The 22,320-nt window shown below is 67.2% G+C and carries 21 protein-coding genes, 1 tRNA gene and 1 riboswitch; of the genes, 13 read left to right on the top strand and 9 right to left on the bottom strand.

The window, feature by feature from the left end; all coding sequences use genetic code 11:
- Positions 1 to 46: 46 nt before the first annotated feature.
- Positions 47 to 898: an SDR family oxidoreductase gene (locus tag AB0J71_RS34995; protein WP_364418183.1), complete on the top strand. Its 852-nt coding sequence runs from the start codon at positions 47 to 49 to the stop codon at positions 896 to 898.
- Positions 899 to 930: 32 nt separating this feature from the next.
- Here the strand turns inward: AB0J71_RS34995 and thiC are convergent, their stop codons facing one another.
- A complete protein-coding gene (gene thiC / locus AB0J71_RS34990; protein WP_352319650.1) occupies positions 931 to 2,409 on the bottom strand; it encodes a phosphomethylpyrimidine synthase ThiC in 1,479 nt (492 codons plus the stop codon).
- Positions 2,402 to 2,514: riboswitch (TPP riboswitch) on the bottom strand. Its footprint overlaps the gene before it by 8 nt.
- A 35-nt stretch (positions 2,515 to 2,549) precedes the next feature.
- Between thiC and AB0J71_RS34985 the strand changes: the two genes are divergently transcribed.
- The gene (locus AB0J71_RS34985; RefSeq protein ID WP_364418181.1) at positions 2,550 to 3,170 is read left to right on the top strand and encodes a class I SAM-dependent methyltransferase; all 621 of its coding nucleotides are present in this window, start codon (positions 2,550 to 2,552) and stop codon (positions 3,168 to 3,170) included.
- A 249-nt stretch (positions 3,171 to 3,419) separates the two neighbouring features.
- Here AB0J71_RS34985 and AB0J71_RS34980 read toward each other — a convergent pair whose 3' ends face one another.
- Positions 3,420 to 3,770 carry a glycoside hydrolase N-terminal domain-containing protein gene (locus AB0J71_RS34980; protein ID WP_364418179.1) on the bottom strand — a complete coding sequence of 117 codons (351 nt, stop codon included), beginning with the start codon at positions 3,768 to 3,770 and terminating at the stop codon, positions 3,420 to 3,422.
- A 59-nt stretch (positions 3,771 to 3,829) separates the two neighbouring features.
- Here AB0J71_RS34980 and AB0J71_RS34975 point away from each other — a divergent pair, with 59 nt between their 5' ends.
- Positions 3,830 to 4,180, top strand: coding sequence for a hypothetical protein (locus AB0J71_RS34975; RefSeq protein WP_352319645.1), 351 nt, complete (start codon positions 3,830 to 3,832; stop codon positions 4,178 to 4,180).
- A gap of 2 nt (positions 4,181 to 4,182) precedes the next feature.
- Positions 4,183 to 5,019: a universal stress protein gene (locus tag AB0J71_RS34970; RefSeq protein ID WP_364418177.1), complete on the top strand. Its 837-nt coding sequence runs from the start codon at positions 4,183 to 4,185 to the stop codon at positions 5,017 to 5,019.
- A 118-nt stretch (positions 5,020 to 5,137) separates the two neighbouring features.
- Here AB0J71_RS34970 and AB0J71_RS34965 read toward each other — a convergent pair whose 3' ends face one another.
- The 4 genes from AB0J71_RS34965 to AB0J71_RS34950 form a co-directional block, all read right to left on the bottom strand.
- Entirely contained in the window at positions 5,138 to 5,740 is a 603-nt protein-coding gene (locus AB0J71_RS34965) for a YbaK/prolyl-tRNA synthetase associated domain-containing protein (RefSeq protein ID WP_352319642.1), read from the bottom strand.
- Positions 5,730 to 6,023 carry a winged helix-turn-helix domain-containing protein gene (locus AB0J71_RS34960; protein ID WP_364418221.1) on the bottom strand — a complete coding sequence of 98 codons (294 nt, stop codon included), beginning with the start codon at positions 6,021 to 6,023 and terminating at the stop codon, positions 5,730 to 5,732. The genes AB0J71_RS34965 and AB0J71_RS34960 overlap by 11 nt, the downstream gene beginning before the upstream one ends.
- 71 nt (positions 6,024 to 6,094) lie before the next feature.
- Positions 6,095 to 6,757 (bottom strand): AIM24 family protein, encoded by a 663-nt coding sequence (locus AB0J71_RS34955; protein ID WP_352319638.1) that lies wholly within the window; start codon positions 6,755 to 6,757, stop codon positions 6,095 to 6,097.
- 124 nt (positions 6,758 to 6,881) lie between these two features.
- Positions 6,882 to 7,268, bottom strand: a complete 387-nt coding sequence (locus AB0J71_RS34950) for a response regulator (protein WP_352319636.1) — start codon at positions 7,266 to 7,268, stop codon at positions 6,882 to 6,884.
- 114 nt (positions 7,269 to 7,382) lie between these two features.
- Here AB0J71_RS34950 and AB0J71_RS34945 point away from each other — a divergent pair.
- Both AB0J71_RS34945 and AB0J71_RS34940 read left to right on the top strand, forming a co-directional pair.
- Positions 7,383 to 7,454: transfer RNA gene (locus AB0J71_RS34945), tRNA-Arg, on the top strand.
- Between the two features lie 874 nt (positions 7,455 to 8,328).
- Positions 8,329 to 8,721 (top strand): hypothetical protein, encoded by a 393-nt coding sequence (locus AB0J71_RS34940; protein ID WP_364418175.1) that lies wholly within the window; start codon positions 8,329 to 8,331, stop codon positions 8,719 to 8,721.
- A gap of 36 nt (positions 8,722 to 8,757) precedes the next feature.
- Here AB0J71_RS34940 and AB0J71_RS34935 read toward each other — a convergent pair whose 3' ends face one another.
- Entirely contained in the window at positions 8,758 to 9,582 is an 825-nt protein-coding gene (locus AB0J71_RS34935) for a hypothetical protein (protein WP_364418173.1), read from the bottom strand.
- A gap of 194 nt (positions 9,583 to 9,776) precedes the next feature.
- On the opposite strand from AB0J71_RS34935, the gene AB0J71_RS34930 reads away from it, so the two are divergent.
- Positions 9,777 to 11,792 (top strand): CehA/McbA family metallohydrolase, encoded by a 2,016-nt coding sequence (locus tag AB0J71_RS34930; protein ID WP_364418171.1) that lies wholly within the window; start codon positions 9,777 to 9,779, stop codon positions 11,790 to 11,792.
- 221 nt (positions 11,793 to 12,013) lie between these two features.
- Here AB0J71_RS34930 and AB0J71_RS34925 read toward each other — a convergent pair whose 3' ends face one another.
- Positions 12,014 to 12,841 carry a class I SAM-dependent methyltransferase gene (locus tag AB0J71_RS34925; RefSeq protein WP_364418169.1) on the bottom strand — a complete coding sequence of 276 codons (828 nt, stop codon included), beginning with the start codon at positions 12,839 to 12,841 and terminating at the stop codon, positions 12,014 to 12,016.
- 628 nt (positions 12,842 to 13,469) lie between these two features.
- Here AB0J71_RS34925 and AB0J71_RS34920 point away from each other — a divergent pair.
- Genes AB0J71_RS34920 through AB0J71_RS34905 form a run of 4 tightly spaced genes read left to right on the top strand, consistent with a single transcriptional unit; the run spans position 13,470 to position 17,849 of the window.
- Positions 13,470 to 14,174: a Crp/Fnr family transcriptional regulator gene (locus AB0J71_RS34920; protein ID WP_352319627.1), complete on the top strand. Its 705-nt coding sequence runs from the start codon at positions 13,470 to 13,472 to the stop codon at positions 14,172 to 14,174.
- Positions 14,175 to 14,231: 57 nt separating this feature from the next.
- On the top strand, positions 14,232 to 14,990 hold the full coding sequence (locus AB0J71_RS34915; protein WP_364418167.1) for a hypothetical protein: 759 nt from the start codon (positions 14,232 to 14,234) through the stop codon (positions 14,988 to 14,990).
- The gene (locus AB0J71_RS34910) at positions 14,987 to 17,074 is read left to right on the top strand and encodes a hypothetical protein (RefSeq protein WP_352319624.1); all 2,088 of its coding nucleotides are present in this window, start codon (positions 14,987 to 14,989) and stop codon (positions 17,072 to 17,074) included. Before AB0J71_RS34915 ends, AB0J71_RS34910 begins: the two co-directional genes overlap by 4 nt.
- A gap of 4 nt (positions 17,075 to 17,078) precedes the next feature.
- Entirely contained in the window at positions 17,079 to 17,849 is a 771-nt protein-coding gene (locus tag AB0J71_RS34905; RefSeq protein ID WP_352319622.1) for a hypothetical protein, read from the top strand.
- 35 nt (positions 17,850 to 17,884) lie between these two features.
- Here the strand turns inward: AB0J71_RS34905 and AB0J71_RS34900 are convergent, their stop codons facing one another.
- Positions 17,885 to 18,457: a Pycsar system effector family protein gene (locus AB0J71_RS34900; RefSeq protein ID WP_352319621.1), complete on the bottom strand. Its 573-nt coding sequence runs from the start codon at positions 18,455 to 18,457 to the stop codon at positions 17,885 to 17,887.
- Positions 18,458 to 18,544: 87 nt separating this feature from the next.
- Here AB0J71_RS34900 and AB0J71_RS34895 point away from each other — a divergent pair, with 87 nt between their 5' ends.
- Complete coding sequence (locus AB0J71_RS34895) at positions 18,545 to 19,078, top strand: DUF4262 domain-containing protein (protein WP_364418165.1); 534 nt, start codon at positions 18,545 to 18,547, stop codon at positions 19,076 to 19,078.
- A 545-nt stretch (positions 19,079 to 19,623) separates the two neighbouring features.
- Positions 19,624 to 22,182 carry a tetratricopeptide repeat protein gene (locus AB0J71_RS34890; protein WP_364418163.1) on the top strand — a complete coding sequence of 853 codons (2,559 nt, stop codon included), beginning with the start codon at positions 19,624 to 19,626 and terminating at the stop codon, positions 22,180 to 22,182.
- The last annotated feature ends 138 nt before the right edge of the window (positions 22,183 to 22,320 follow it).

Here is a 22,320-nt window from a genome sequence, read left to right as displayed (position 1 = left end):
CAAAGCATGACGTTACCGATACCCCGTCGAGGGAAGATCGCCGGACATGTCGGAGACACCACCACCCCAGACCCAGCCGTACCCGGGCCGTACGGACGAGATGTCCCCCGAGCCGCGCGACGAGATGCGCGGCTACGAGGGCAGGAACCTGCTGGCGGGCAAGAAGGCGCTGATCACCGGCGGTGACTCGGGCATCGGCCGGGCGGTCGCGGTGGCGTTCGCCAAGGAGGGCGCGGACGTCGCCATCGCTTACCTCGACGAGCACGACGACGCCAACCACACCCGCGGCCTGGTCGAGCAGGAGGGGCGGCGCTGCGTGCTGCTGCCCGGCGACCTGGGCGACCGCGACCACTGCGCGACGGTCGTGGAGCAGGCGGTCGCCGAGCTGGGCGGCCTGGACGTCCTGGTCAACAACGTGGCCTACCAGGCGCCGGTCGACTCCCTGGAGGAGCTGACGGACGAGCAGTGGGAGCACACGTTCGCGGTCAACATCCACAGCTACTACCGCGTCACCAAGGCCGCGCTGCCGCACCTGCGGGAGGGCAGCGCGATCGTGAACACCTCCTCGATCAACGGCCTGCGCGGCAACAAGACCCTCATCGACTACGCCGCGACGAAGGGCGCGATCAACGCCTTCACCTACTCCATGGCCCAGAACCTGGTCGAGCGCGGCATCAGGATCAACGCCGTCGCCCCCGGCCCGGTCTGGACGCCGCTGATCCCGGCCACGATGCCGGAGGAGAAGGTGGAGAAGTTCGGCGCGCAGGTGCCCATGAAGCGGGCCGCCGACCCCGACGAGATCGCCCCTTCGTACGTGTTCTTCGCCGCCGACCGGCTGTCCTCGTACTACACGGGCGAGGTGCTGGCCCCGATCGGCGGCGAGACGCTCCCGGGCTGACCGCGCGGGCCGGCCCCCGGGCTTCACGAAAATCAGAGGTAGATCGAGCCGCCCTTCCCGAGGAACTCGGCCGCCTTGTCCGCCATGCCCGCCCGCACCTCGTGGCTGAGCTTCATCGAGCAGAACTTCGGGCCGCACATCGAGCAGAAGTGCGCGGTCTTGGCGGGTGCGGCCGGCAGGGTCTCGTCGTGGAAGGCGCGGGCGGTGTCCGGGTCGAGCGACAGGTCGAACTGGTCCTCCCAGCGGAACTCGAACCGGGCGTCCGACAGGGCGTCGTCCCACGCCTGGGCCTGCGGGTGCCCCTTGGCCAGGTCCGCCGCGTGCGCCGCGATCTTGTACGTGATCACGCCGGTCTTGACGTCGTCGCGGTTGGGCAGGCCGAGGTGCTCCTTGGGGGTGACGTAGCAGAGCATGGCGGTGCCGTACCAGGCGATCATGGCGGCGCCGATGCCCGAGGTGATGTGGTCGTAGCCGGGGGCGATGTCGGTGACGAGCGGGCCGAGGGTGTAGAAGGGCACGTCGTCGCAGAGCTCGCGCTGCAGGTCGACGTTCTCCTTGATCTTGTGCATGGGCACGTGGCCGGGGCCCTCGATCATCACCTGCACGTCGTGCGCATGTGCGATCTTGGTCAGCTCGCCCAGGGTGCGCAGCTCGGCGAACTGGGCCTCGTCGTTGGCGTCCGCGATCGACCCGGGGCGCAGCCCGTCGCCCAGCGAGAACGTCACGTCGTAGCGGGCCAGCAGGGCGCACATCTCGTCGAAGTGCTCGTACAGGAAGCTCTCGCGGTGGTGGGCCAGGCACCAGGCGGCCATGATCGAGCCCCCGCGCGAGACGATCCCGGTCTTGCGGCGGGCGGTCAGCGGGACGTGCGCCAGCCGCACGCCCGCGTGCACCGTCACGTAGTCGACGCCCTGCTCGCACTGCTCGATCAGGGTGTCGCGGTAGACCTCCCACGACAGCGCCTCCGGACGCCCGCCCACCTTCTCCAGCGCCTGGTAGACGGGCACGGTCCCGACCGGGACGGGCGAGCTGCGGATGATCTGCTCGCGGGTCTCGTGGATGTTCGGCCCGGTGGACAGGTCCATGACGGTGTCGGCGCCCCACCGGGTGGCCCACGTCATCTTCTCGACCTCCTCCTCGATCGAGGAGGTGACGGCGGAGTTGCCGATGTTGGCGTTGATCTTTACCAGGAAGTTCCGGCCGATCGCCATCGGCTCGGACTCGGGATGGTTGACGTTGGCGGGGATGACCGCCCGCCCGGCCGCGACCTCCTGCCGGACGAACTCGGGGGTCATACCCTCCCGGACGGCCACGAACTCCATCTCCTTGGTCACCAAGCCGCGCCGCGCGGCGCCGAGCTGGGTGACCGGCGACCCCCACGCCGAGCGGTCGGTGCGCGACGGCCCCGAGGTGTCGTAGAGCCGCACCGACGTGCCGTTCGACAGCCTGACCTCGCGCATCGGCACCTGAAGGTCACCGATGTGGATCTTGGAAAAGCGCGCGTCGCTCATCGCGCAAACTCCCTTCGCCGGCATTATCCGGAGCAGGTTCTGGCGGTCGGCGGCTGACAGCCGTCCTCTCAGCCCGGTCCGCACCGGGCTCCCGCGTTGGTCACCGCGATCATAACCCCGCGCGTGGCAGGATCAAGGGGATGTCTGATCCCATTGCGCACACGACCGCCACCTACGACCGCATCGCGCGCCAGTACGACGAGCAGGTCGCCGATCCGTCACCCTCCGTCGCGGGCTTCCGCGACCGGTTCGTCTCAGCCCTGCCCGCCGGAGCCACGGTCGCCGACCTGGGATGCGGCCCGGGGCGCGAGTCGGCCTGGTTCGCCGGACGCGGCCTGACCACCGTGGCCGTGGACCTGTCGCTCGAGATGGCCAGGCTCGCCACCGGGCGCGGCGTGCCCACCGTCCTGGGCGATCTGCGGCGGCCGCCGCTGTCGCCGGCGTCCCTGGACGGCGTCTGGTCGGCCGCGGCCCTCGTGCACGTGCCGTCCGAGCAGACCAAGGCGACGCTGCGCGCCTGGCACGCGGCGCTGCGCCCCGGCGGGGTGCTCGCGCTGATCACCGCCCTGGGCGACAACGAGGGCTGGGAGCCGGTGCCGTACCGGACGGAGTACGAGCGCTGGTTCGTCCACCGCGACGCGGGCGACCTGCTCGCGGTGCTGGACGCGGCCGGGTTCGCGGTCGCCTGGCACGAGACGAACGTCACCCACCGCACGTGGTTCAGCGTGCTGGCGACAGCGCGCAGCTCCCCCCTGCCCTAGTCCCAGGTCGAGCTCTCCCCTGGCCTGGTCTCCAGGTCGAGCTTTCCTCTGGCCTGGTCTCCAGGGCGAGTGCGAACCCGGGGCCGCGCAGCCGCGCGGTCCCGCCGCGCGCCGACACCGGCCTGACCTCGACTGGCACGCCGTCCGCCCAGGTCAGCCGTCCGGCCTCGGCCGTCATCTCGTCCTCACCGCCGTCATGCGCAATGCCAATGCGCAACATGAACCCCACCGGTCCCGGAAGTCGCGCCGTCAGCCTGCCGACGATGGCGTGCGCCGGGTAGGAGGCGAAATTCCCCGTGCTGTAGGACGGGTTTCCCAGGATCGCGGCCACCTCGCGGCCACCTCCTCCGGCGCCATCGAACCCCGCTCGTCGATGACCCGCCGCACGCCGCCCGGAGCGCCGGGACGGTCCGTCGGCCAGTTGCCGGATCCGCCGGGCTCCGCGCTGCCCGGACCGCCGGTCCGCAACGGCTTCTCGTCGAGCTGGACGCGCTCGGTCGCAAGCGCCCCGAACACGCACGCGCCGAGCGCTCTGTTGCCGATCGGCAGGACGTGTCCTTCCCAACCGGGGGCGGGCTCGTCGCACCGGAGCGTCAGCATGGCGATCACCCCAAGGTTTGGCGATCGCCCCTGGCGGTACGGACTCCCTCAGGGGAACTATGATGAAGATCGCCGCTGTGGCCGCGATCGTGGCTCTCACCACGATCGGACCGGCTGCCGCCTCTGGGGACGGCATCGAGCAGCAGGAAGTGAGCAAGCAGCAATACCGGACGCTGACCGCCCAGTGCCGCTACGCCGACACACAGGCCCTGCGCCAGAAGTGCAGGCAGGCGGTCAAGGACAACTACCGTATCGGCCGGCGCAACCGTTCACTCGACTGCCGGACGTACTCCGGCGTGACGGTCTGCGGCGAACTGCTCCTCAGCAAGGCCGAGCGCGCGTGCATCGACGAGTCCACCAGACAGGGCTTGGCCTATCGCCGCGCCGAAGTGGAATGTTACGTGGCCTGACCATGATCGTCGCAGGTGTCGACGGCTCGCCGACCGGACTGCTGTCCGTCGACTGGGCCGCCAAGGAGGCAGTGCTGCGCGGGGTGTCGCTGACCGTGGCCCACGTGGTGCCCGACTGGGTCTGCCGCCCCATCTCCGGCCGGTACGCGGAGGTGGGCAAGTGGATGCGCGACGGCGCCAAGGAGGTGCTCGCGGCCGCCGAACGGCGGGCCCGCGAACTGGGCGCCGAGGTGACCACGGAACTCGTGCCCGGCGATCCCCGCGCCGCGCTGATCAAGACCGCCGAAGAGGCCGACCTGCTCGTCGTCGGCAGTCGTGGCCTGGGCGGCGTACGCGGGCTGCTGCTCGGCTCGGTCGCCCACGGGGTGGCCGCGCACGCCCAGACGGACGTCGTCCTGGTCCGCGACCCGCCGACCGTTCCGCGCGGTGAGCTGGTGGTCGGCGTCGACCGTTCCGAGGGCAGCCTGCGCGCGCTGAAGTTCGCCTTCGCCGAGGCCGAGCTGCGCGGCGCCAGGCTGCGCGCGGTGGAGGCCTTCGCCTGGCCGCGCCCCTCGGGTTTCGGGCCCGCCGATCCGGAGGCCGAACGCGAGACCCGCGAGGCCCTGCGGACCTTCCTCGCCATACCTCGGCAATGCCATCCCGGCGTGGAGGTGATCGAGGACGTCGTGCACGGCCACCCCGTCGAGGTGTTGCGCGAGGTGGCGGCCGGGGCCGACCTGCTGGTCGTCGGCAGCCGAGGCCACGGCACGCTGAAGGGCATGCTCATCGGCTCGGTCAGCCAGGCCATGCTGCACCACGCGCCCGGCCCGCTCGCGATCGTGAAGGCCACCTCCGCCTAGGGGACGTTCCCCCAGGTCACGGCCTTCGCCGTCTCCTCCGCCCGCTCCCGTCCTCCTGGACCGCCCCCCTCACCTGCACCTGCATGTGCCCCCGGTCGCCCCGGGCGTCCGCCGGCGGCTAACCGGCGGACGGCACCGCCGCCGCCACGATGCCGGCCACGCGGGGCGCGGCCAGCCGTACGTAGTCGTCGGTGGCGAGCGCCAGGGAGCGGTCGAGGCGCGCGGCGTTGAAGTAGATCTCCGGCAGCTCCAGCAGCGAAGGATCGACCACCAGCTCAAGACGGGGGTCGTAGCTGAACGGCAACACCGTCCCGCTGACGCTGCCCGCCAGCTCCTCGGCCCGGTCCTTGTCGGCGAAGGCCACGTACGTGCCCTCCAGCAGCCCCTTGACCGCCTGCAGATCCAGCCGCGCGTCCCCCGGCACGACGGCCAGCACGTGCCGGGTGCGCTTCTTGCCGATCTTGACCATCACGATCAGGCACTTGGCCGCCTGCTCGACACCGTGCCCGCGCAGGGCGCTCACCTGCTCGGTGCGCCCCTCCGCCGGATGATCGATCACCCGGTACCGCGCCCCGCCGGCATCGAGCTCGGCGATCAGACGCTCATAGGCGTCCGGCCGCCGGTCGCCCTCAGGGCCTTCGGCGACCTCGAAACCTCTGGCGGCATCGGGACCTCCGTCGGCGTCGGGACGTTCGTAGGCGTCAGCCGCGTCACCAGTCACTGCTCAACATCTCCTTGGCCTCGGCGATCCGGCCCTCGTCGCGCTGGTAGAACACCCACTGCTTGATCTTCGTGCCCCGGATCAGCCCCGCCTGGGCCAGCACCTTGAGATGCTCGCCGCACGTGGGCCGGCTCACGCCCAGCTTCTCGGCGATGAACAACGAACAGACGCCGTCGCGTACGAGATCGCCGTCACGCTGCGGACCGAAGTGCCGCTCGGGGTCGCGCAGCCACTCAAGGATGAGCAGCCGTTTCTCACTGGCCAGCGCCTTGACCAGATCCATATCCACCGAGCCAGTATGGCAATAAGCTAATTACCTGTCCACGCCCGGCGAGCCCCCTGAGCCGTACGGCCTCAGGACGTCTGCACCACCGGCGCCCCTTCGCTGGCCTGCACCAGGACGAACCCCTGCCCCCGGAACGCCAGCTGCATGGCCTCGCCGCTCCCCCGCCCGATCAACGCCCCGACCTTCATCGTGCGGTTGACCCCGACCTGCAACCCCGTGCTCCAGCACACCGCCGCCTGCCCGTCCACGAACGTCGGCATCCGCGCCACGTCCAGCAGCACCGGCGTGCCGTGCGTGGTCACCGCCACCCAGCCCGTGCCCGTCACCGTGGTGTTGAACAGCCCGCCGGCCGCGACCCCGGCCCCCTGCACCCGCTGGATGTCCCATCTGAGCTCCGGCCCGAACGCCAGCAGGTTCCGCCCGTTGACCGTCAGCCCCTCGTTCTCCAGGTAGAAGAGGTGGATGTCGTCGGCGTTGTCGGCCAGATAGAGCTGCCCCTGGCCGCGTACCCGCATCAGGGAGGCACCCTCCCCCGTCACGGCCTTCTTCAGCAGCCTGCCGAGCCCGCCGCCCTCGTAGTCGAAGTCCATCTGCCCCTGGAAGGCGACCATGGACCCCTGCTTGGCGAGCACCTCGTGCGGCAACTGGACCCGCAGCATCTTGTGGTTCTCCAGCGCGAACCCGCCGGGAAGCGGCTGGCCGGCCAGGTTGCCGAAGATCGAACTACGCACGTCGTGCCTCTCACGTCGATGGTCGTGGCCGCCGACGTGCATCCGGAGCCGGCCCGAGCGGCGTCACCTCTGCCGCTCCCCCGCCACCTCCGGCACACCACCCCGGCGCCGTTCTACAAACCCATCAACTCTGCGCCCCGGAAGCGAGTTCCCGCACCACCTGAATGAGCTCGGCCGGATCGAACGGCTTTGTCAGGTACGCGTCGACCCCGATCCCCAGCCCCCGCCTCCGGTCGTCGTCCTGCGCCCGCGCCGTGATCAGGACGACCTTGATGTGACGGGTCGCCTCCTCCGTACGCAACTTCTCCGCCGTCGCCCACCCGTCCAGGCAGGGCATCATCACGTCCAGCGTGATCACATCCGGCATGACGTCCATCACGCGATCCAGACAGTCCTGCCCATCGGTGGCGGTCGACACCTCGAACCCCTCAAGGTTCAGGTTGACCGCGATGAGCTGCCGGATGACCTCGTCGTCATCCACGACCAGTACTTTGCCAAGAACGTCGCTCACGGGCGCAAAGCTAGCCCGTAGCGGGCCGGTCACGTGGGGTTTTCGCGGGATGCGTTCAAGGAGCGTTATCTGGTGCCGAGTGGTCCCCGGATGCTGATAGCCTTATCACTCGTCGCCCCCTTAGCTCAGGGGATAGAGCACCGGCCTCCGGAGCCGGGTGCGTAGGTTCGAATCCTACAGGGGGCACAAGATCTTGATCAGCGGTTCAGGCCGCTGACCAGGGAAAATAGCGTACGAACGGGCGGGCCTCCAGTCTCACGGAGTCCCGCCCGTTCTCGTTGAAGTTCACCGACCGTGAATCGATCGGCGTCGGGAAGCGGTCGCGACCGCCCCGAGGAAGACCCCATGCCCTGCGGGTGAGCTTGGGCAGCCGCGGCCGCCACCAGGTGGCGGAGGCCGGCAGGCCGGGGCTCACTCTGACCCCCGGCCGCAGCGGCATCGCTTGGCGGCCCACGAACTCCGGCTCACCTGCAAATCTCACCTCATCTCGTGCCGAGGTCACCAAGGGCGCCGGAATTTCCGGGGGACGGAAACGGTGCCGCGAATTGGTTCACGTTTCCCGGGACGCGGATCCGGAAGACGCGTCGCTTCCCAGATTCCGCGCAATAAGCAGAAGGAGCGCCCGACGAGGACGTTCGCCGCGCTTTCTCTCCGGAGTACGACCCGGCACTCCATCGCCTTGCTTCTTGAGCGCATCATCACAGCAACCGAGCGCGGCCACAGAGTATGCCAGCTATTCCGGCGGACCTCGCCGATGAAGAGAGCCTTCCCAGGTGGGCAGGCACTGTCAGCCGTGGGGCCGTTTACTCCAGCCACAAGGAATGCAGTCTCGACGAGGCGCTGAAGCTGTACCACTTGCAGGACAACGGCAAGAAAACGGCCGACGTCGGCTACAATTGATCACCTTTGCCGCGAAACTCGTGCGGCGAGTTCTTCCAAGCGGCCGAAGACCCTGCCCGACAATGAGGTACGGAAAAGAGGGCCCATGCGGTACGCCGGCGCCGGTTCGACGGAGGCGCGGGCGCATTTTCGCCGGACCCTCGGTTGCGGGGGTGTTCTGGTGGCGGTCGTGCTGCTCGCCGCCGCGGTCGCGTGGGCGGACAGCCGGCTCGTCGACAGCGCGCTCTCGTACTGTTTCGGCGATCTCGACGGAGGCCAAGCGCTGGCCGGGCTGATTCTTCTCGGCGGCAGGTGGCTGCTTTTCATGGCCGTCTTCCTGTGCGGCGCGCTTCTCCTCGCCGGGTTCCGCGCGCTCGTGAGGCGGGCCGACGGCAGAGCCGCCGTCGTGGCCTTCCGGGTGGGCTTCTGGGTCACCGCCCCGCTGCTGGTGGTCGTCCCGGCCGGCCTGATCCTCTACGATTTCGCGACGACCGGCACGCCTACCGGCGCGACAGGGCTCAATTGCGGCGTGGGCAACGTGCCTCCCTGGTGGCCGGACTGGCTGCCGTCCTGAGGGCGGCCGGTGATTGCCGGGAAGCGCGGCGTGTTCTCAACTCGGAAGACGCCAGTGGCAGACCTCGCCGTTGATGCACAACTCAGTTGTCGTGTCGCGAGGGTTCGGCGGCTTGACGGACACCTTTTCACCCCACCCCTGGTACTGGGTGTCGGCGGAGAAGGTTCTGCCCACCAATTCATCAAGGCCGCCGGCGAGGGTGTACCTGCTCCGCACTCTGCTGATCGATCCCGTCGGGGTCAGCGTGAGGGTGTAGGAGACTTTCGTACCGACGAGGCCCCATGAACCCTGGGTGGAATGGCGGAACCAGACGGAGCGAGCCTTGCCGAGCTGCTTGAAGGTGATCACGCCGGTGACGCTGTTCCCGTTCCTGTGGCCGTTCTTCAGCAGGGCCGCCACGGTGGCCGGCTCTGTCGGATTGAGAAGCTGCTCATCGTATCCGAGCAGCTCGGTGTGCCAGAGGTACAACTGGTGAGAGTTCTCCCACCAGACCTTGCCGTCTTTCAGCCACTTCCCGATGAGCCCACCGGATTGGTAGCTGGTGCCGCCGGGCTCGTGATTGAAACCAATGCCGCGTTCGGTTCCATGAGCGCCTCCGGTCGTGGTGACGTCCAACGCCTTGACGCCTCCGTTGAGCGCGTTGAACTCGAAGGTGCCTTCACGTCGGCGTTCAGTGACTTTCTTCGTGCCCTTCGAGACGATGGCAGTTTCGGTGAAACGCACGCCGTGTCCGCTTGCCAGAACGCTTTTCAGTGCCTGGACAGGCTCTTGGGATACTTCTCGCTCCGAGGAAGCCTGGGCTGGAGCAATCCCTGCCAGCAGAGCACCGCAGGCCACCAACGTCATGAGCGTGTTTCTCATGATGAAGAGAATGCCTCCATCAGGACACGCGCGGAACACGGACCGGATGCGACTGCCGAAACACGACGGGGAGGCCGGTGGACGTGCTGGGTTCGGGGCGCCGATCGCCTTGAGGTCTTGCCCTTCTCCGCAAAGCGGGACACAGCGGGAGGTCCATGTCAGTATGACCATGGGTCCCCTCCGAGGAGTGTCCGATGTGTGACGATGCGTTGCTTCCTGGCCCTGTATCCGCTGCCCTGGCTGACTACCGCGCGCTCCGTGACGCGCACGGTCCCTGTTGGGGCGAACCGTCTCTGTCCTACGTCGTCCAGGCATGGGCGACCGTCTTCCTCGACCGCCGCTACGACTTCTACAACACCGGGCTGCGCCAGCTGGCCGGACGCCACCCCGACCTGCCCGCCGCCGAACTGGAGGATCACCTCGGCGAGGTGGACCCCGACCGGGTGGTGCGTGACGCGCTCGCCGGCGACGTCGTGGACAACCTGCCCGTGCTGCGCCTGACGCCCGGCGGCTGCGCGGTGGAGGCCGTCACGCGCACCGTGCTGGAGGGCGAGCCGTTCCGTACGGCGTTGTTGCTCGACTCCAGCAGGGACGAACCGGTCACCGTGCTCGTGGACGGCACCTGGTGCACGGTGGAGGCGCGCGGGGCCAAGGTGGTCGAGGTCGCCGAGTCCGTCGTCGTCGACGGGCGGCCGGTCGACCTGGCGCCGCTGAGCAGGCGGGTGGCGGCGGCCGGCTTGCGGTTGCGCGCGGGGTTCCCGTGCCGGTGGAGCGTGACGAGCGCGAACGGCCAGGGCTGGTACCCGGGCGGCGCGCCGCCCAAGCTGGACGCGCACCGCCGGCCGTTCTTCCACGGCGACGACCTCGTGGTCCCCGTCCCCGCCGAGCCCGTCACCGTGACCGTGGCCAGGGGGATGGAGTACGGCACCGCCGACGTGACCATCACTCCGCAGGCCGGCGTGGAGACGCTGGTGGAGCTGACGCCCGAACGGCTGTACGACGCGGCCGCCCGCGGCTGGTACGGCGGCGACCTGCACGTGCACCTCAACTGGATGGGCGAGGAGCCCGCCGCGCCCGAGCTGGCCGCCGCCGCGCAGCACGGCGAGGACCTCCACGTGCTCAACCTGGTGGCGGGCAACGTGGCGAGCGAGCGCGTCTACGACGCGGAGGCGCTGGAGCAGTGGGTGGGCAAGGACCTGCCGTGGTCCGACGCCCGGCACGTGGCCAGGATCGGCGTCGAGTACCGCAACGACGTGCTCGGCCACTGCACGGCGTTCGGGCTGCGCGGGCTGCCGGGCCGCTACCACACGGGGTTCGGCGGCACGGCCGACTGGCCGCCCAACGCGGCGGCGTGCGAGGAGCTGAGGGCGCTCGGCGGGATCGTGTCCTACGGTCACCCGTTCCACACCGCGTTCGGCGACGACGACCCGCCGGACGTCGTACTCGATCGCGGGCGGTCCTGCGCGGCCAGGGAGATCGTGGCCGACGCCGCGCTGGGCCTGATCGACTCCCTTGACGTGCTCAACCACTCCTCCGTCCTGGCCACGGCGGCCGTGTACCGCCGTCTCATCGGCGCGGGCAACAGGCTGGCGGTGACGGCGGGGACCGACGCCGTGCTGTCCTTCTGCCGCCGCGGCACCGCCTCCGCCCCGCCCGGCTGGGAGCGGGTGTACGCCAACGTCGCCGGCCCCCTCACCGCCGAGTCCTACGCCGAGGCGATCCAGCTCGGGCGTACGTTCGCCACCACCGGGCCGTGGCTGGAGCTCACGGTGAACGGGCACGGCCCCGGCGACACGCTGGTGCTGCCGCCGGGCCAGGAGGTGGAGATCGTGGTCTCCACGATCGGGCCGGAGGTCGAGGAACTGGAGATCCGCACCGCTGCGGGCGTGCTCGCGCAGGGGCCACCCGGGCGGCTGGTGGCCACGCTGACGGCGGACGAACCGACGTACGTGGTGGCTGTGGCGACCGGCGGCCCGCATCCGCGCTCCCAGCACCGGCGCGGCGCCTACGCCCACACCAGCCCCGTGTACCTGGACGTCACGGGCGGCCACGTGGCCAGGGAGGCGGACGTGCGCTGGTGCCTGGCCTGGCTGGACCGGCTGGAGTCGATCCTGCGCGAGTCCGGCCGCTTCGACACCCCCGCCCAGGTGGACGACCACCTGGCCCTGTACGAGCGAGCGAGGCAGGTCTACCGCAACCGCCTGCCCTGACCTCGCCCAGCCAGGTGTGCTAGCGGGATCAGGGCCTCCCCAGGCGGGCACGCAGGTTTGAATTGCCCCGGGGGCACAAGATCGTGACCGGCGGCTCTCTCACCAGCGGCCAGGGCAAACATCACAGGTACGGGCGGGCCCCAGTCTCACGAAGCCCCGCCCGTTCTCGTTGACACTCGCCGGTTGCGGGGCTCACAGCTGGAACATTCGTGGGGGGGCGGTTACCCCTGCCCCCGGACACCCTCGCTTTCCGAGGATGCCGGGCAGTACTGCCAGACGAATTCCAGCCACGGCGGGGCCACCCCCGTGAAGTGCGCCCAACTGCCCGGTTCCGCCCCCGGGTAGTCACCTCGGACCTCGGAAAGGAGCCTCAGCAGGAAGCCTTCCCGGATCAGGCTGTTGACTATCCGGCTCAGTGTCTGCCTGTACTCCAGGGGTTCGCGAATGTGGCGGCCGGCCGGCTTGCGGTCGTAGACCCAGTCCTGGTCGGGATAGCAGGTCGCGGCCTCGTCCGTGTAGGGGTGCTTCAGCGTGTAGCCCTCCCCGTTCCACGAGTGGTGAGTGAGCCCGGAGAAGAACGGGTTGGCGCACATCAGGTAGTAGTAGCCGCCTTCGTCGACGACCCTCGCGACCTCACGAAAAACGATCCGGGAGTCTGGGACGAAGGTCAGCGAGTACGGATGCCAGACCAGATCGAACGAGGAGTCGTCAAGGGCCGACAGGTCCCGCATGTCTCCCTCGATCGTGCGGATGTCGACGCTGTAGTGCTCAGCGGCCAGGCGGTCCCGCTCCAGCTGCCCGGACGAGATGTCGAGAACCGTCACGTCGGCCCCGAGCAGAGCGAAGGCCGCAGACTGCTGCCCGCCCCCTCCCGCCAGGCAGAGCACCTTCCGGCCCGCCAGGTCGCCGGGGATGCCCAGCCTCTCCAGACCCAGATAGGCCTGAGCCTTCTCCGCGTCCAGGTCGAGCATAGGACGGGTGAACAACGCCTCCGCCCCCGCAAGGGCTTCCCAGCGTTCCTTGTTGTAGTGGTAGACCTCGTCCTGCATGGCGGACACCCTAGCTGTCGTCCAACGGCCGGGACGAACCATATTCGGTCGGGCCTTGTTCCTCCGCCGTCCTCCTCCACCAGTCCATCCGCCATGAACTGCCACTTTCGGATGAAAAAGCCTCATTGAGGCATCGCGGTAACGACCAGAGAAACATAGCGGCCAACGCGAAAAAGGAGATGGCGAAACCAGAACGGTCGTCACTATCGTCACCATGCTGGAGTCGCGCCAGTCCGGCACGGCCGGATCCCAATCCTGATTAGCAGGCAAGAGGCTGGCCACACACGCAAGCAACCCAAGCATCCTGTGAACACACCCATGGCGATGCGCGTCACCCTGGAGCTTTCATGTGCCGCCACCAGGCAACGCCACTCTTCCAATTCCCAACGATCGGCCGAATCGGATAAGTCATCAAATGACGCCAAGCCTTCTCCTGGTATTTCGATCCGGCGCCTTGCAATAATCAGAGCCTCGACCGGCGGGTTTCAGGTCACCGACCAACATAAGCGACGTGCCTTCAAAGGTGTGAACAACCGCCGTAAAGGCCACTGAAGGGACCGAACGCCCGACTCCCTTGCCGACGTGGCCCAGCCGGCGTATGCGTGGGACATCGCCTACTGGAGGAAACTTGGCTTCCAACCGATGGCCGCTCGGCACCTTCATGCACCGGCTGACGGATGAGCTCCGCTCGGAGCTCATCGGGCTCGGGACCTTGTGCACGGTCCCTCCCGGACACGTGCTGATCAGGCAGGGAGATCGCGGCACATCGGTGTGGATTCTGCTGGATGCGCTGGTCAAGGTGACCGGAGGTGTTGAGAACGGTGTTGAGGCGACCCTGGCGATCCGGGTGTCGGGCGACGTCGTGGGCGACATGGCGGCCATGGACGGGTCGCCGCGGTCAGCGACCGTGACCACCTGCGGACGCGCAGTTCTCCAACAGGTCAAAGGCCCGGTCTTCCGCTCTTTCGTGACCCGGCGGCCGGCGGCGGCACTGGCGTTGACGCAGGTCGTGGCCGAGCGCCTACGTTGGGCCAATCAGCGCCGCCTCGACTTCGCCGGCTACGAAACGAAGATCTGCCTGGCACGGGTACTGATCGCCTTGGTCGCGCGGCACGGCTGCACCACGGACGACGGCGTGAGCATCGGAGTACCGCTCACAAGAGCCGAGCTCGGCATGCTGGTGGGCGCCAAGGAGATCACGACGCAGAAGGCGCTGCGCGAACTGGCCGCGGAAGGGGTCATCCGGCGAGGCCACCGTGACGTCGTGGTGAAAGATCTGGCGGGACTGACCGCGCTCGCCGACCTGCCGATCCTCGCCAAACCATATTTCTAAGGCTTCTCCCACCGGGTCGTGCCGCACTGTTGAGCGCACCCGCTCATTGGAGATGCCATGGTCACGCACGATTACCGCGTCCTGCTCACAGCCGACGTCGAGAACTACGGCGGCCGTACCGACGCCCAGCAGCGAAACCTTCAGTTCGGACTGATCAGCACCATCGAGACTGCGGCGGACCGCGTCCAGCTGGACCATGGGGCGTGGGAGCGTCAGGTGGGCGGCGATTCGCTGACCGCCCGTCTTCCCGCCGAGCCGGGCCCCTTCGTCACGATTCCTCTCCTCCTCGACCAGTTCCTGACCGAGCTGGATCTGGCCATCGCGGCCCACAACAGTCAACGCTCCGATCCCAGCTGGGCCCGGATGAGAATGAGGCTCGCCGTACATGTCGGACCGCTGCAGCTGGACGGCGCGGCCGGGTGGCCTGGGCAGCATGCGGTACAGCCCGCGAGGTTGCGTGACTCGGCACCGATCCGGACCGCTCTCGACACCTTCCGCGACGCCGATCTGGCGCTGATCGTCTCCCGTGAGGTCTTCCGCGACTACGTGTCACAGGGGCCGGGGCGGCCTAGACCGTCGGAGTTCCTGGAGGTCGCGGTGGCGGAGAAGAAGCAGGAGTACACGGCGTACGTGTACGTGCCGCACTTCGACGTCCACGCCATGGAGATCCCGGCGTCTCCGCCGTCCGGCAACAACACCCCGTCGTCACCGCCGCCGAGCACCGGGTCGATCAAGAACCGGGTCAAGAAGGGCGAGATCTTCTTCGCACAGGGAGACATGCACGTCACTCGTGAACCGAAGCGGAGGGAGAAATGAGCGACTCTCCACCTGAGGAATCGACGTCCAGCCCCTCGCAGCAGCAACTCCCGGCGATCGAGGCCGCCGTTCCAGATGGAGCAGACGAGGCATCGCAGGAGTCCGACAACCAATCGATCCGCACCGAGATGACCGCCTCTGGGCAGGAGTGGCTGGAACGTGAGCAGAGCCTGGACGACCTGTTCGCCGACGAGCGGCCCAGCGCCGGCACCCGGGATTTGTTCGGCCGCGTGCACAACCGCGTCAAGAAGGGGAACGTCTGGTTCGCCCAAGGCGACATCCACGTAAATCAGGGACGGGCCCAACCGACCGCGACGATTCACGAGCTGACGGAGAACGAGATCGAGGGCCTACGGCGAACGCTGGTACCGACCCGGTCGCAAGCCGAAACACGCAGGCTGCTGGACAGCGAACGCCTCGTCCTGCTCGGCGGCCCGGCGGAGACCGGAAAGGCGACCACGGCCGCGGCGGCGCTGCTCGACTGGTGCGGCAGGGCGAGCTGGATCAGTCCGCACGGAGCGAGCACGCCGGACCCCCGCGAGTGGAAACTGGAAGCGGGACACGGCTATTTGCTCGACCTGGTCGATTCGCCCGACGCCGTGGACAAGGTGACCACGACTCTCAAGCGGGCCGGCGTCAACGCGGACTGCAGGGTGATCGTCCTGGTGCCGGGGCACATCAGCTCCACCGTCGCGCCCGTGATCGAGCATGACGCCCCGCCGAACGCCCAGATCTTCGCCAGGCACCTGTCCGTTCAGACCTCAGGCACGCGGCTCGGCCCGGACGATCAGCGGCTTCTGGACGAGGAACTCCGCGCCCACTCCGCTCCCTGGCAGGTGGTCGAACTGGCCAAGCAGGTGGCCGCCACCTTGGAGGCCGGCACGTCCATCGAGGTCATGCTGAACCGGCGGTTCCACCGGATGCGCGCGAAGGTCGGCGAAGACCTGGAGAAGCGAAGGCCGACCTTGGGCCGGTGCTTCATGACGAGCATCGCCGTCCTCCATGGGCTGCCCGAGGCGGAGATCTCCGGCGCGGCGCTGGCTCTGGCCGAACGGCTCGACGAGAAGTGGCGCCGTGACCACTCTCCGAAACCGGTCCAGCTCTGGGAGAAGCTCCCTCTCTGGTTGCGTTACGTGGATGCCGAGGCCACACCCGCCGGGCCCGGTGGCGGACGGACCATCAGGCTGAGACGTCCCCAACTGGCGGCCGTCATGCTGCGGGTGATCTGGGAAGACCAGCCGACCATTCGCGACTCCCTGGTCGACTGGCTGCTCTGGCTCGGCGGCGAGGGCTCGTCGCACACCAGGATCAAGGTCGGGCACGCGGTCGGGAAACTTGCGACCTTCGACTTCGCCCTCGTGAACGAGCGGTTCCTCCAGGTGTGGAGCCGGTCCCGCCGCATGCGGGATCACCAGCTCGCTGCTCTGGCGCTGGAGGCCGCCGCCGAAGACCCGTCGATGACCCGCCGCGTTCACCTCCATCTCCGTTCGATGATCCAAGGCAACGACGTGACGAAGGCGATCGCCATCCGCGCCTATGCCTCCTCTGTCGGCCTCTCCGCCCCCGACCAGGCCCTCGCCGCGTTCAGAACCCTGGTCCTCACCAGGGGCGACAAGTTCCACCAAGACGTGGCTCAGTCCGTCGCCTATCTGTATCGCACGGACACCGCACACACCATCCTGAACAACCTCGCCGATTGGGTCGACGAAGGAGGACCCGCAGGTCATCGCAGCGCCGCCGTCGCCTTCGGACGGCTGACGGCGCTACCCGTCCCGAGCCCTGAACGGCCGCATCTGAGCCGGCTGGATCCTCATCCCTCGCTGGTGACGCTCTGGCGCAACGCGCTCAGCCATGAGGTCGATGGCCGCCTGGTCGTGCCCGAGTCCTGGGACCTGCTGCTGAGCGAATGGCTGCGTCACTACGACGAGCGGCGCACCGTACGGGAGATCACGGACCAGGTCTTCAGCCTGATCGACGGGCGGAACGCCAAGCGGGCCCTGCTCTACCTCCGGCTCTGGCGGCACCAGGGCGAGATCGCCGCCGATCTTTACCATCACCTGCGTCAACTCGTTCACAGGAGCTGATCCCATGCGCAAATGGCTGGCCCCCATGCTTTATCACGTCCAGCAGAACGAGCCCGAGCCCGAACCGCCCGTCAACATCGAGCCGTTCGTCCTGACCGCGCCCGCCAAGGGCGACGCCTACGACTTCTCCGTCACCCTGTTCCGGACCGCGGCCTCAGCCGGGAAACTGGCCCACGCTCTGCTCAACGACGAAGTGCCCGAAGCGGAAGCGGTTCTCCAGCGCGCCTGCCAGGAGATACGTGTGATCACCCGGCAGTTCGACATCACCGAGCCGGGTGCGGCAGAGCGGGCCGCGAACGAGAAATTCCGATCGATCTCCGGCGCGATGACGGGTGTCTTCAGATGGACGGTCCGCGCCGAGGTGGACGTGCCCGACGAGGTCCGCCAGCTCAACCGCGACAGCCACAGGAAGCTGCACGGCATCAGATCCGACGCCGACGCGGCTCTGCTGCATATCAGCAGCACCGACGAGGTCCGGCAGAAGTGGCAGGAGTTCCTCGCCGCCGTGGAGGGAAGCGCCCGCGTGGTGCACGCGATCCAACTGGCTGTCGCTCCAGAGCAACTGCCGCAGATCATCGCGAAGCTCGACGAGCAGCGGCAGCAGGGCGCGCAGAAACTGCTCGACACGGTCGACAAGATCATGCAGAGCTACGAGAAGGTGGACATGCTCGACTTCGTCGTCCGGAACGAATCGGTGCTCCGCAGCACTCTGGAACTCCTCGGCCTTCCCGTGCCTCCGCTGGAGGACAACACCCTGCTGGACGGCAGGGCGTGACCCACCGTGCAGGCGCTGTACTTACGCCTGCACGGTCACGACGGGAAACCGGTGAGCACCACGTCGATGAGCGCCGCGCTCACCGTGGCCGCCATTCCCCCCAAGAGCAGCCAGAACCCCCAGCGGATGAGACGATACTTCTGCCCCACAATGTGACTGACCCGATACAGCTGATCAGCGACTCGCTCCAGGTCGAGTGCCGATGACCGCATCAGAGCGCCGGCGACGGTCGCCGTGGAGTCGAGGTGAAGGACATCGGCGTAGTACATGACGGCGCGGCTTCCCTTCCGCCGATCCAGGCGCGGATAGACCGCACCGGCGAGCACGACCACGGACGCCACAGCTGCCGCTGCCCCTGCCCACCACAGCCACTCGACGGCGTTGGACATCTCGAAAGGTGACCAGCTACCCGCGAGCAGGCCGCCTGCGACAGCGCCGAGAGCGATGCCGACGATGCCGAGAAGGACCTGGGCCTTGGTGTCCGCCCGGTTGAGCTCCTCACGGGCTTCTGTGAGTAACTGTGTTCCGTAGGCACACGCGTCGTCCTCGGCTGTCTGCCGTTCGTCCGCGGGGGACTGGGTGAAGGCTCGCACGATCTTGCGGAACACGAGAAACCTCCTCGCCGGGGGCGATCACAACGCAGAGCATTCCACGACTGGCATCAGAGTTCGCAAGGGTTCTGTACGCTGACGCCCATGCCTGTCGGCCTGGCCGCGTGCCACTGCGTTCTCTGCAGCGACCGTGGCGACCTGGATCGTCGTACCCACGCCACGGTCGAGAAGGTTCAGCGGTACGGCTGGCAGGTCGTGATGGTCCCTCATGACGAGTCCGGGCCGGGCTGGGCCTTCTCCATCGGGCTGTGGCACAACCATCGTTCGCCCGAGCTGGCCATGTTCTGCCTGGACATCCACGACATGCAGACCTGCCTCAACGCCCTCGGCGAGAAGGTGGTCGCCGGCCTGGCGCTGGAGGCCGACCAGGAGTGGGGGGACGTCATCGACCACCATTCCGTCGCTCTCAAGGCCGTCGACTATCGCTGGTACCGGGCCTTCTTCGGCACAGCCATCGGGTTCTACCGACAGCCTCCCTTCCCGTTCCTCCAGGTCGTCTGGCCTGACCGGGATGGCACGTTTCCCTGGCAGTCGGACGGCAATGATCACGGCCACCAGCCACAACTGTGGTTGAGGCCGGACGAACACCCTCCTGGCATATGGACACAGGACTTGTAAAGGCCGATGCGGGCAGCACCGACGCGCCTGGCGCTGGCGGCTCTGTCGACACCATCGTGTGGCGCTACGCCCAGAAAGCGTGCCGCGCGCCAACTGGTGTGGGCCTCGCCAACACTGCCTGGCTGGAATCGCTTCTCGGCCGGAGTGTTGCAAGGGTACGGCGGCGATGAAGTCCCTGGGTTCGCAGATGATCGCGGCGAGCGTTGTATGAGACGTTCGGCGTCACGCTGCCGCTGAACCAATGAAAGAACCCTGGCGTGCCGAGGAGCCTTTGGCTTCCGCGGACACCTCGCATGTTGCCTATGAAAGCCCCAGGATGGACTCGCAGACGGGGTAGGACTACGACCTGTGTAACCATGCGCCAAGGGAGGGTTAGCATGCCTAGCGCAGCGGAGTCGTCAGCCGGCGGAGCCCGAGCGGCCCGCGGCTTCGGCTTTCAGGCACAGGTCTTCGCCTGGTGGGCCGTACTGGCAGTCTGCGACCTGCCCCCGGGTCTTGGGCTGGATAGCCGCATACGGATCAGGTCAGTCGGCAGCGAGACAGCGTTGGCGCTGGACGATGTCACCGTGGAGCTCACCAGCGGCTTTCTCCTGCTGCAAGCGAAGAAGGGGATGCAAGCAGTCTCCCCCTCATGCAATCCCCTCGCACAGGCGATCGAACAGGTCGTCCAGGCCATGATCACCGGAATTCCTACACAGCATGGTCCACGGCCGGTCGATGCCGCCCTCGACCGACTGGTGATCGCAACCAGCGAGGACGGCAGCAAGAGTTTTGATGAATTAGGGACGGTTTGCAGACGACTGCAAGGACATCCCTTCTCCATTCCCTTGGAGTATGCAGCGAAGACAGTCGTCCAGAGACGAGCGTTGCGGACGATAATCGAGATGATCACACGCGAGTGGTCTCGAGCGACCGGGAGCCCGCCAACCGAGGTCGAACTGCGACAGCTTCTCAAGGTTCTCGAAGTCGTCCGGTACGACTTCGCCGAGGAAGGGGGAGCTGATCTTGCCAGGCTACGAATGATTCTCCGGAATTGCACCGATTTCCCCATGATCGATCGCCCCCTCGAGACCTTGACCCAGTTGGGGCATGCATCGCAGCAGAAACAAACATGGTTCCCTCTGGAAGACCTTCGGCGTGCCGTCCAAGCGACCCCGGCGGCAGGTAACAAATCTTACACAAATCACCTTCGCCCCATGCCGGATCCATACATTCCGCGCACCGAGTATGTTGCCGAGTTTCCGGACGGACAGGTCATCGTCTTCTCCGGCGGCGCCGGCTGCGGGAAGACGACTCTGGCCCTTCATCTCGCCCATCACTCCATCGAAGACTTTCCGGACGCGCAGCTTATGGTCGACATGCGCGGTTACGGGACCGGGGTCCCGATGTCGTCAAAGGAGTGCGTGGATACTCTCCTGGCGCAGCTCGGAGAAGAACCGACCGATGCCTGTACGGATATCCAGAAGCGTCAACTTCTCATCAACCTCCTGAACGACAAACGGTGCATCGTTGTTCTGGACAACGTCGCCGAATCTCCCGACATTGTTTTCCAATTGCTACGGAAAGGATCAAGCAAGATAATCCTCACCAGCCGAAGGGCGCTCGCCAACCTGTCCCGGGAGAGCGGAGTGAGAAGTGTTCAGGTGGATGCCCTTCAAGCGGTCGAGGCATACAGGTTGTTCGCCGCTTATGTCGATGAAGAACGTATCGCCAAAGAACCGGAAAGCGCACAGAGGATCCTCGACGTCTGCGGCAACCTGCCCTTGGCGGTCGAGATCGCCGGCGCGCACGTCCGCAGCCTCGGTCACCAGAGCCTAGCTCGGATCGCTACAGGACTTACGGATTCAGAAGCCCGCCTCGACTTCCTGGACCTGGGCGAACCAGCCAGCTCGATCGGCACCATCTTCTCGTGGACCTACGACACCCTGAGTGATGCGCAAAAGACGACCTTCGTCATGGTCGGGAACGCGTTGGGACCCGATCTGCCCTCCGAAGCGGTTGCGGCGCTCCTTGGTACCGGCCGAGCCATCGGGCGCCTTCGCGAGCTTCGGCACCTCAACCTCGTGCAGGAGGATGCGGACGGCGTCTTTCACATGCACGATCTGTTACGAGACTATGCGTGCTCCCTGGCGCGGCAAGACCGCCAGCTTTTCGAGGCAAGCAGCAGAGCCAACCGCGAGCTGGTGCGGTGCTACACGGAGTACGTCAAGGAGTCGCTGCCCTCAGCAAGAGTCGAAGGCAAGGCTGAGATGTGGCTGGACAAGAATGTGGAGCGAGTCCTTTGCGCCATCATTCAGGGCGTGAAGCGTGATGGCCTCTTGGACTGCATGGCACTCGCGGACGCGCTCATCGAACACATGTGGCGCTGCGGCCGGTCGTCTGAGTACGTCGATATCCTCCGGGCCTGCGTGTCCCTGTCCCGGGAGGCCGGCGATATCAAGAGCGCAGAGTATTTCCTGCGGCAAGCCGCCATCACACTTCGCCGCATCGGCAGTCACGAGGAGTGTGTTGAGCATGCGGAAGCAGCGCTCGACCTGGTCGCCCCGCACACACTCGAGGCCGCGGACAGTCATGGAATCATCGCGGCCGCGCACTCCTACGCCGGGAATCACGAGGCAGCGCTGGCGAACTATTACAAAGCGCTGGCCCTCTTCGGTCAACTCGACCAGGACGAAGCCGCAGGCGACATTCACAATGGCCTGGGGTGGAGTCTCCTCCAACTCGGCCGCACAACGGAAGCCCTGTACCACTGCGATGAGGCACTGACCATTCATCGGGCTGTCGGAAACCTCAACAGCATGGCCGCCGACCTGGACAGTCTCGCTTTCATCCGGCGGGAGATGGGGGATCGGGAGGCAGCGCTCAGGCATTTCGAGGAGTGTCTGAGCATCTATCGACGGCTCCGGTACACCACAAATACGGTACGTACCCTTGACTCCATGGGCGACCTGCACGAAACAGCAGGTCACCTCCGGGAGGCCCGTGACCACTGGAGCGAGGCTTTGAAGATCACGAAAGACGCCGGGCTCGCGGAGCTCCCAGAGGCTGTCGCCCTCAGCCGAAAGCTGAAAGCCTTGGAAGGCAAGAATGTCACACCCTCTTGATATGCTCGTTGCGCAAACGAAGGAGGGAGAAACATGCCACATTTGCGACGCCCCACTAATCCGAAGCGTCCCCCGGCTTAGCTTGCGGGTGATTTGTTAATCGATTTCATGTCTCCAGCCGCCCGGGAGCGCGGAACG

Origin of the sequence: Nonomuraea sp. NPDC049637, from assembly GCF_040675235.1 — a bacterium.
Lineage (GTDB): Bacteria > Actinomycetota > Actinomycetes > Streptosporangiales > Streptosporangiaceae > Nonomuraea.
This window is presented reverse-complemented; position numbering and strand designations above follow the sequence as displayed.

What these genes read in the sequence shown, in the direction of transcription:
- AB0J71_RS34995 (WP_364418183.1), top strand. Translation starts at nt 47, where the DNA reads ATGTCGGAGACACCACCACCCCAGACCCAGCCGTACCCGGGCCGTACG.
- thiC (WP_352319650.1), bottom strand. Translation starts at nt 2,409, where the DNA reads ATGAGCGACGCGCGCTTTTCCAAGATCCACATCGGTGACCTTCAGGTG.
- AB0J71_RS34985 (WP_364418181.1), top strand. Translation starts at nt 2,550, where the DNA reads ATGTCTGATCCCATTGCGCACACGACCGCCACCTACGACCGCATCGCG.
- AB0J71_RS34980 (WP_364418179.1), bottom strand. Translation starts at nt 3,770, where the DNA reads ATGCTGACGCTCCGGTGCGACGAGCCCGCCCCCGGTTGGGAAGGACAC.
- AB0J71_RS34975 (WP_352319645.1), top strand. Translation starts at nt 3,830, where the DNA reads ATGATGAAGATCGCCGCTGTGGCCGCGATCGTGGCTCTCACCACGATC.
- AB0J71_RS34970 (WP_364418177.1), top strand. Translation starts at nt 4,183, where the DNA reads ATGATCGTCGCAGGTGTCGACGGCTCGCCGACCGGACTGCTGTCCGTC.
- AB0J71_RS34960 (WP_364418221.1), bottom strand. Translation starts at nt 6,023, where the DNA reads ATGGATCTGGTCAAGGCGCTGGCCAGTGAGAAACGGCTGCTCATCCTT.
- AB0J71_RS34935 (WP_364418173.1), bottom strand. Translation starts at nt 9,582, where the DNA reads ATGAGAAACACGCTCATGACGTTGGTGGCCTGCGGTGCTCTGCTGGCA.
- AB0J71_RS34930 (WP_364418171.1), top strand. Translation starts at nt 9,777, where the DNA reads ATGTGTGACGATGCGTTGCTTCCTGGCCCTGTATCCGCTGCCCTGGCT.
- AB0J71_RS34925 (WP_364418169.1), bottom strand. Translation starts at nt 12,841, where the DNA reads ATGCAGGACGAGGTCTACCACTACAACAAGGAACGCTGGGAAGCCCTT.
- AB0J71_RS34915 (WP_364418167.1), top strand. Translation starts at nt 14,232, where the DNA reads ATGGTCACGCACGATTACCGCGTCCTGCTCACAGCCGACGTCGAGAAC.
- AB0J71_RS34910 (WP_352319624.1), top strand. Translation starts at nt 14,987, where the DNA reads ATGAGCGACTCTCCACCTGAGGAATCGACGTCCAGCCCCTCGCAGCAG.
- AB0J71_RS34905 (WP_352319622.1), top strand. Translation starts at nt 17,079, where the DNA reads ATGCGCAAATGGCTGGCCCCCATGCTTTATCACGTCCAGCAGAACGAG.
- AB0J71_RS34895 (WP_364418165.1), top strand. Translation starts at nt 18,545, where the DNA reads ATGCCTGTCGGCCTGGCCGCGTGCCACTGCGTTCTCTGCAGCGACCGT.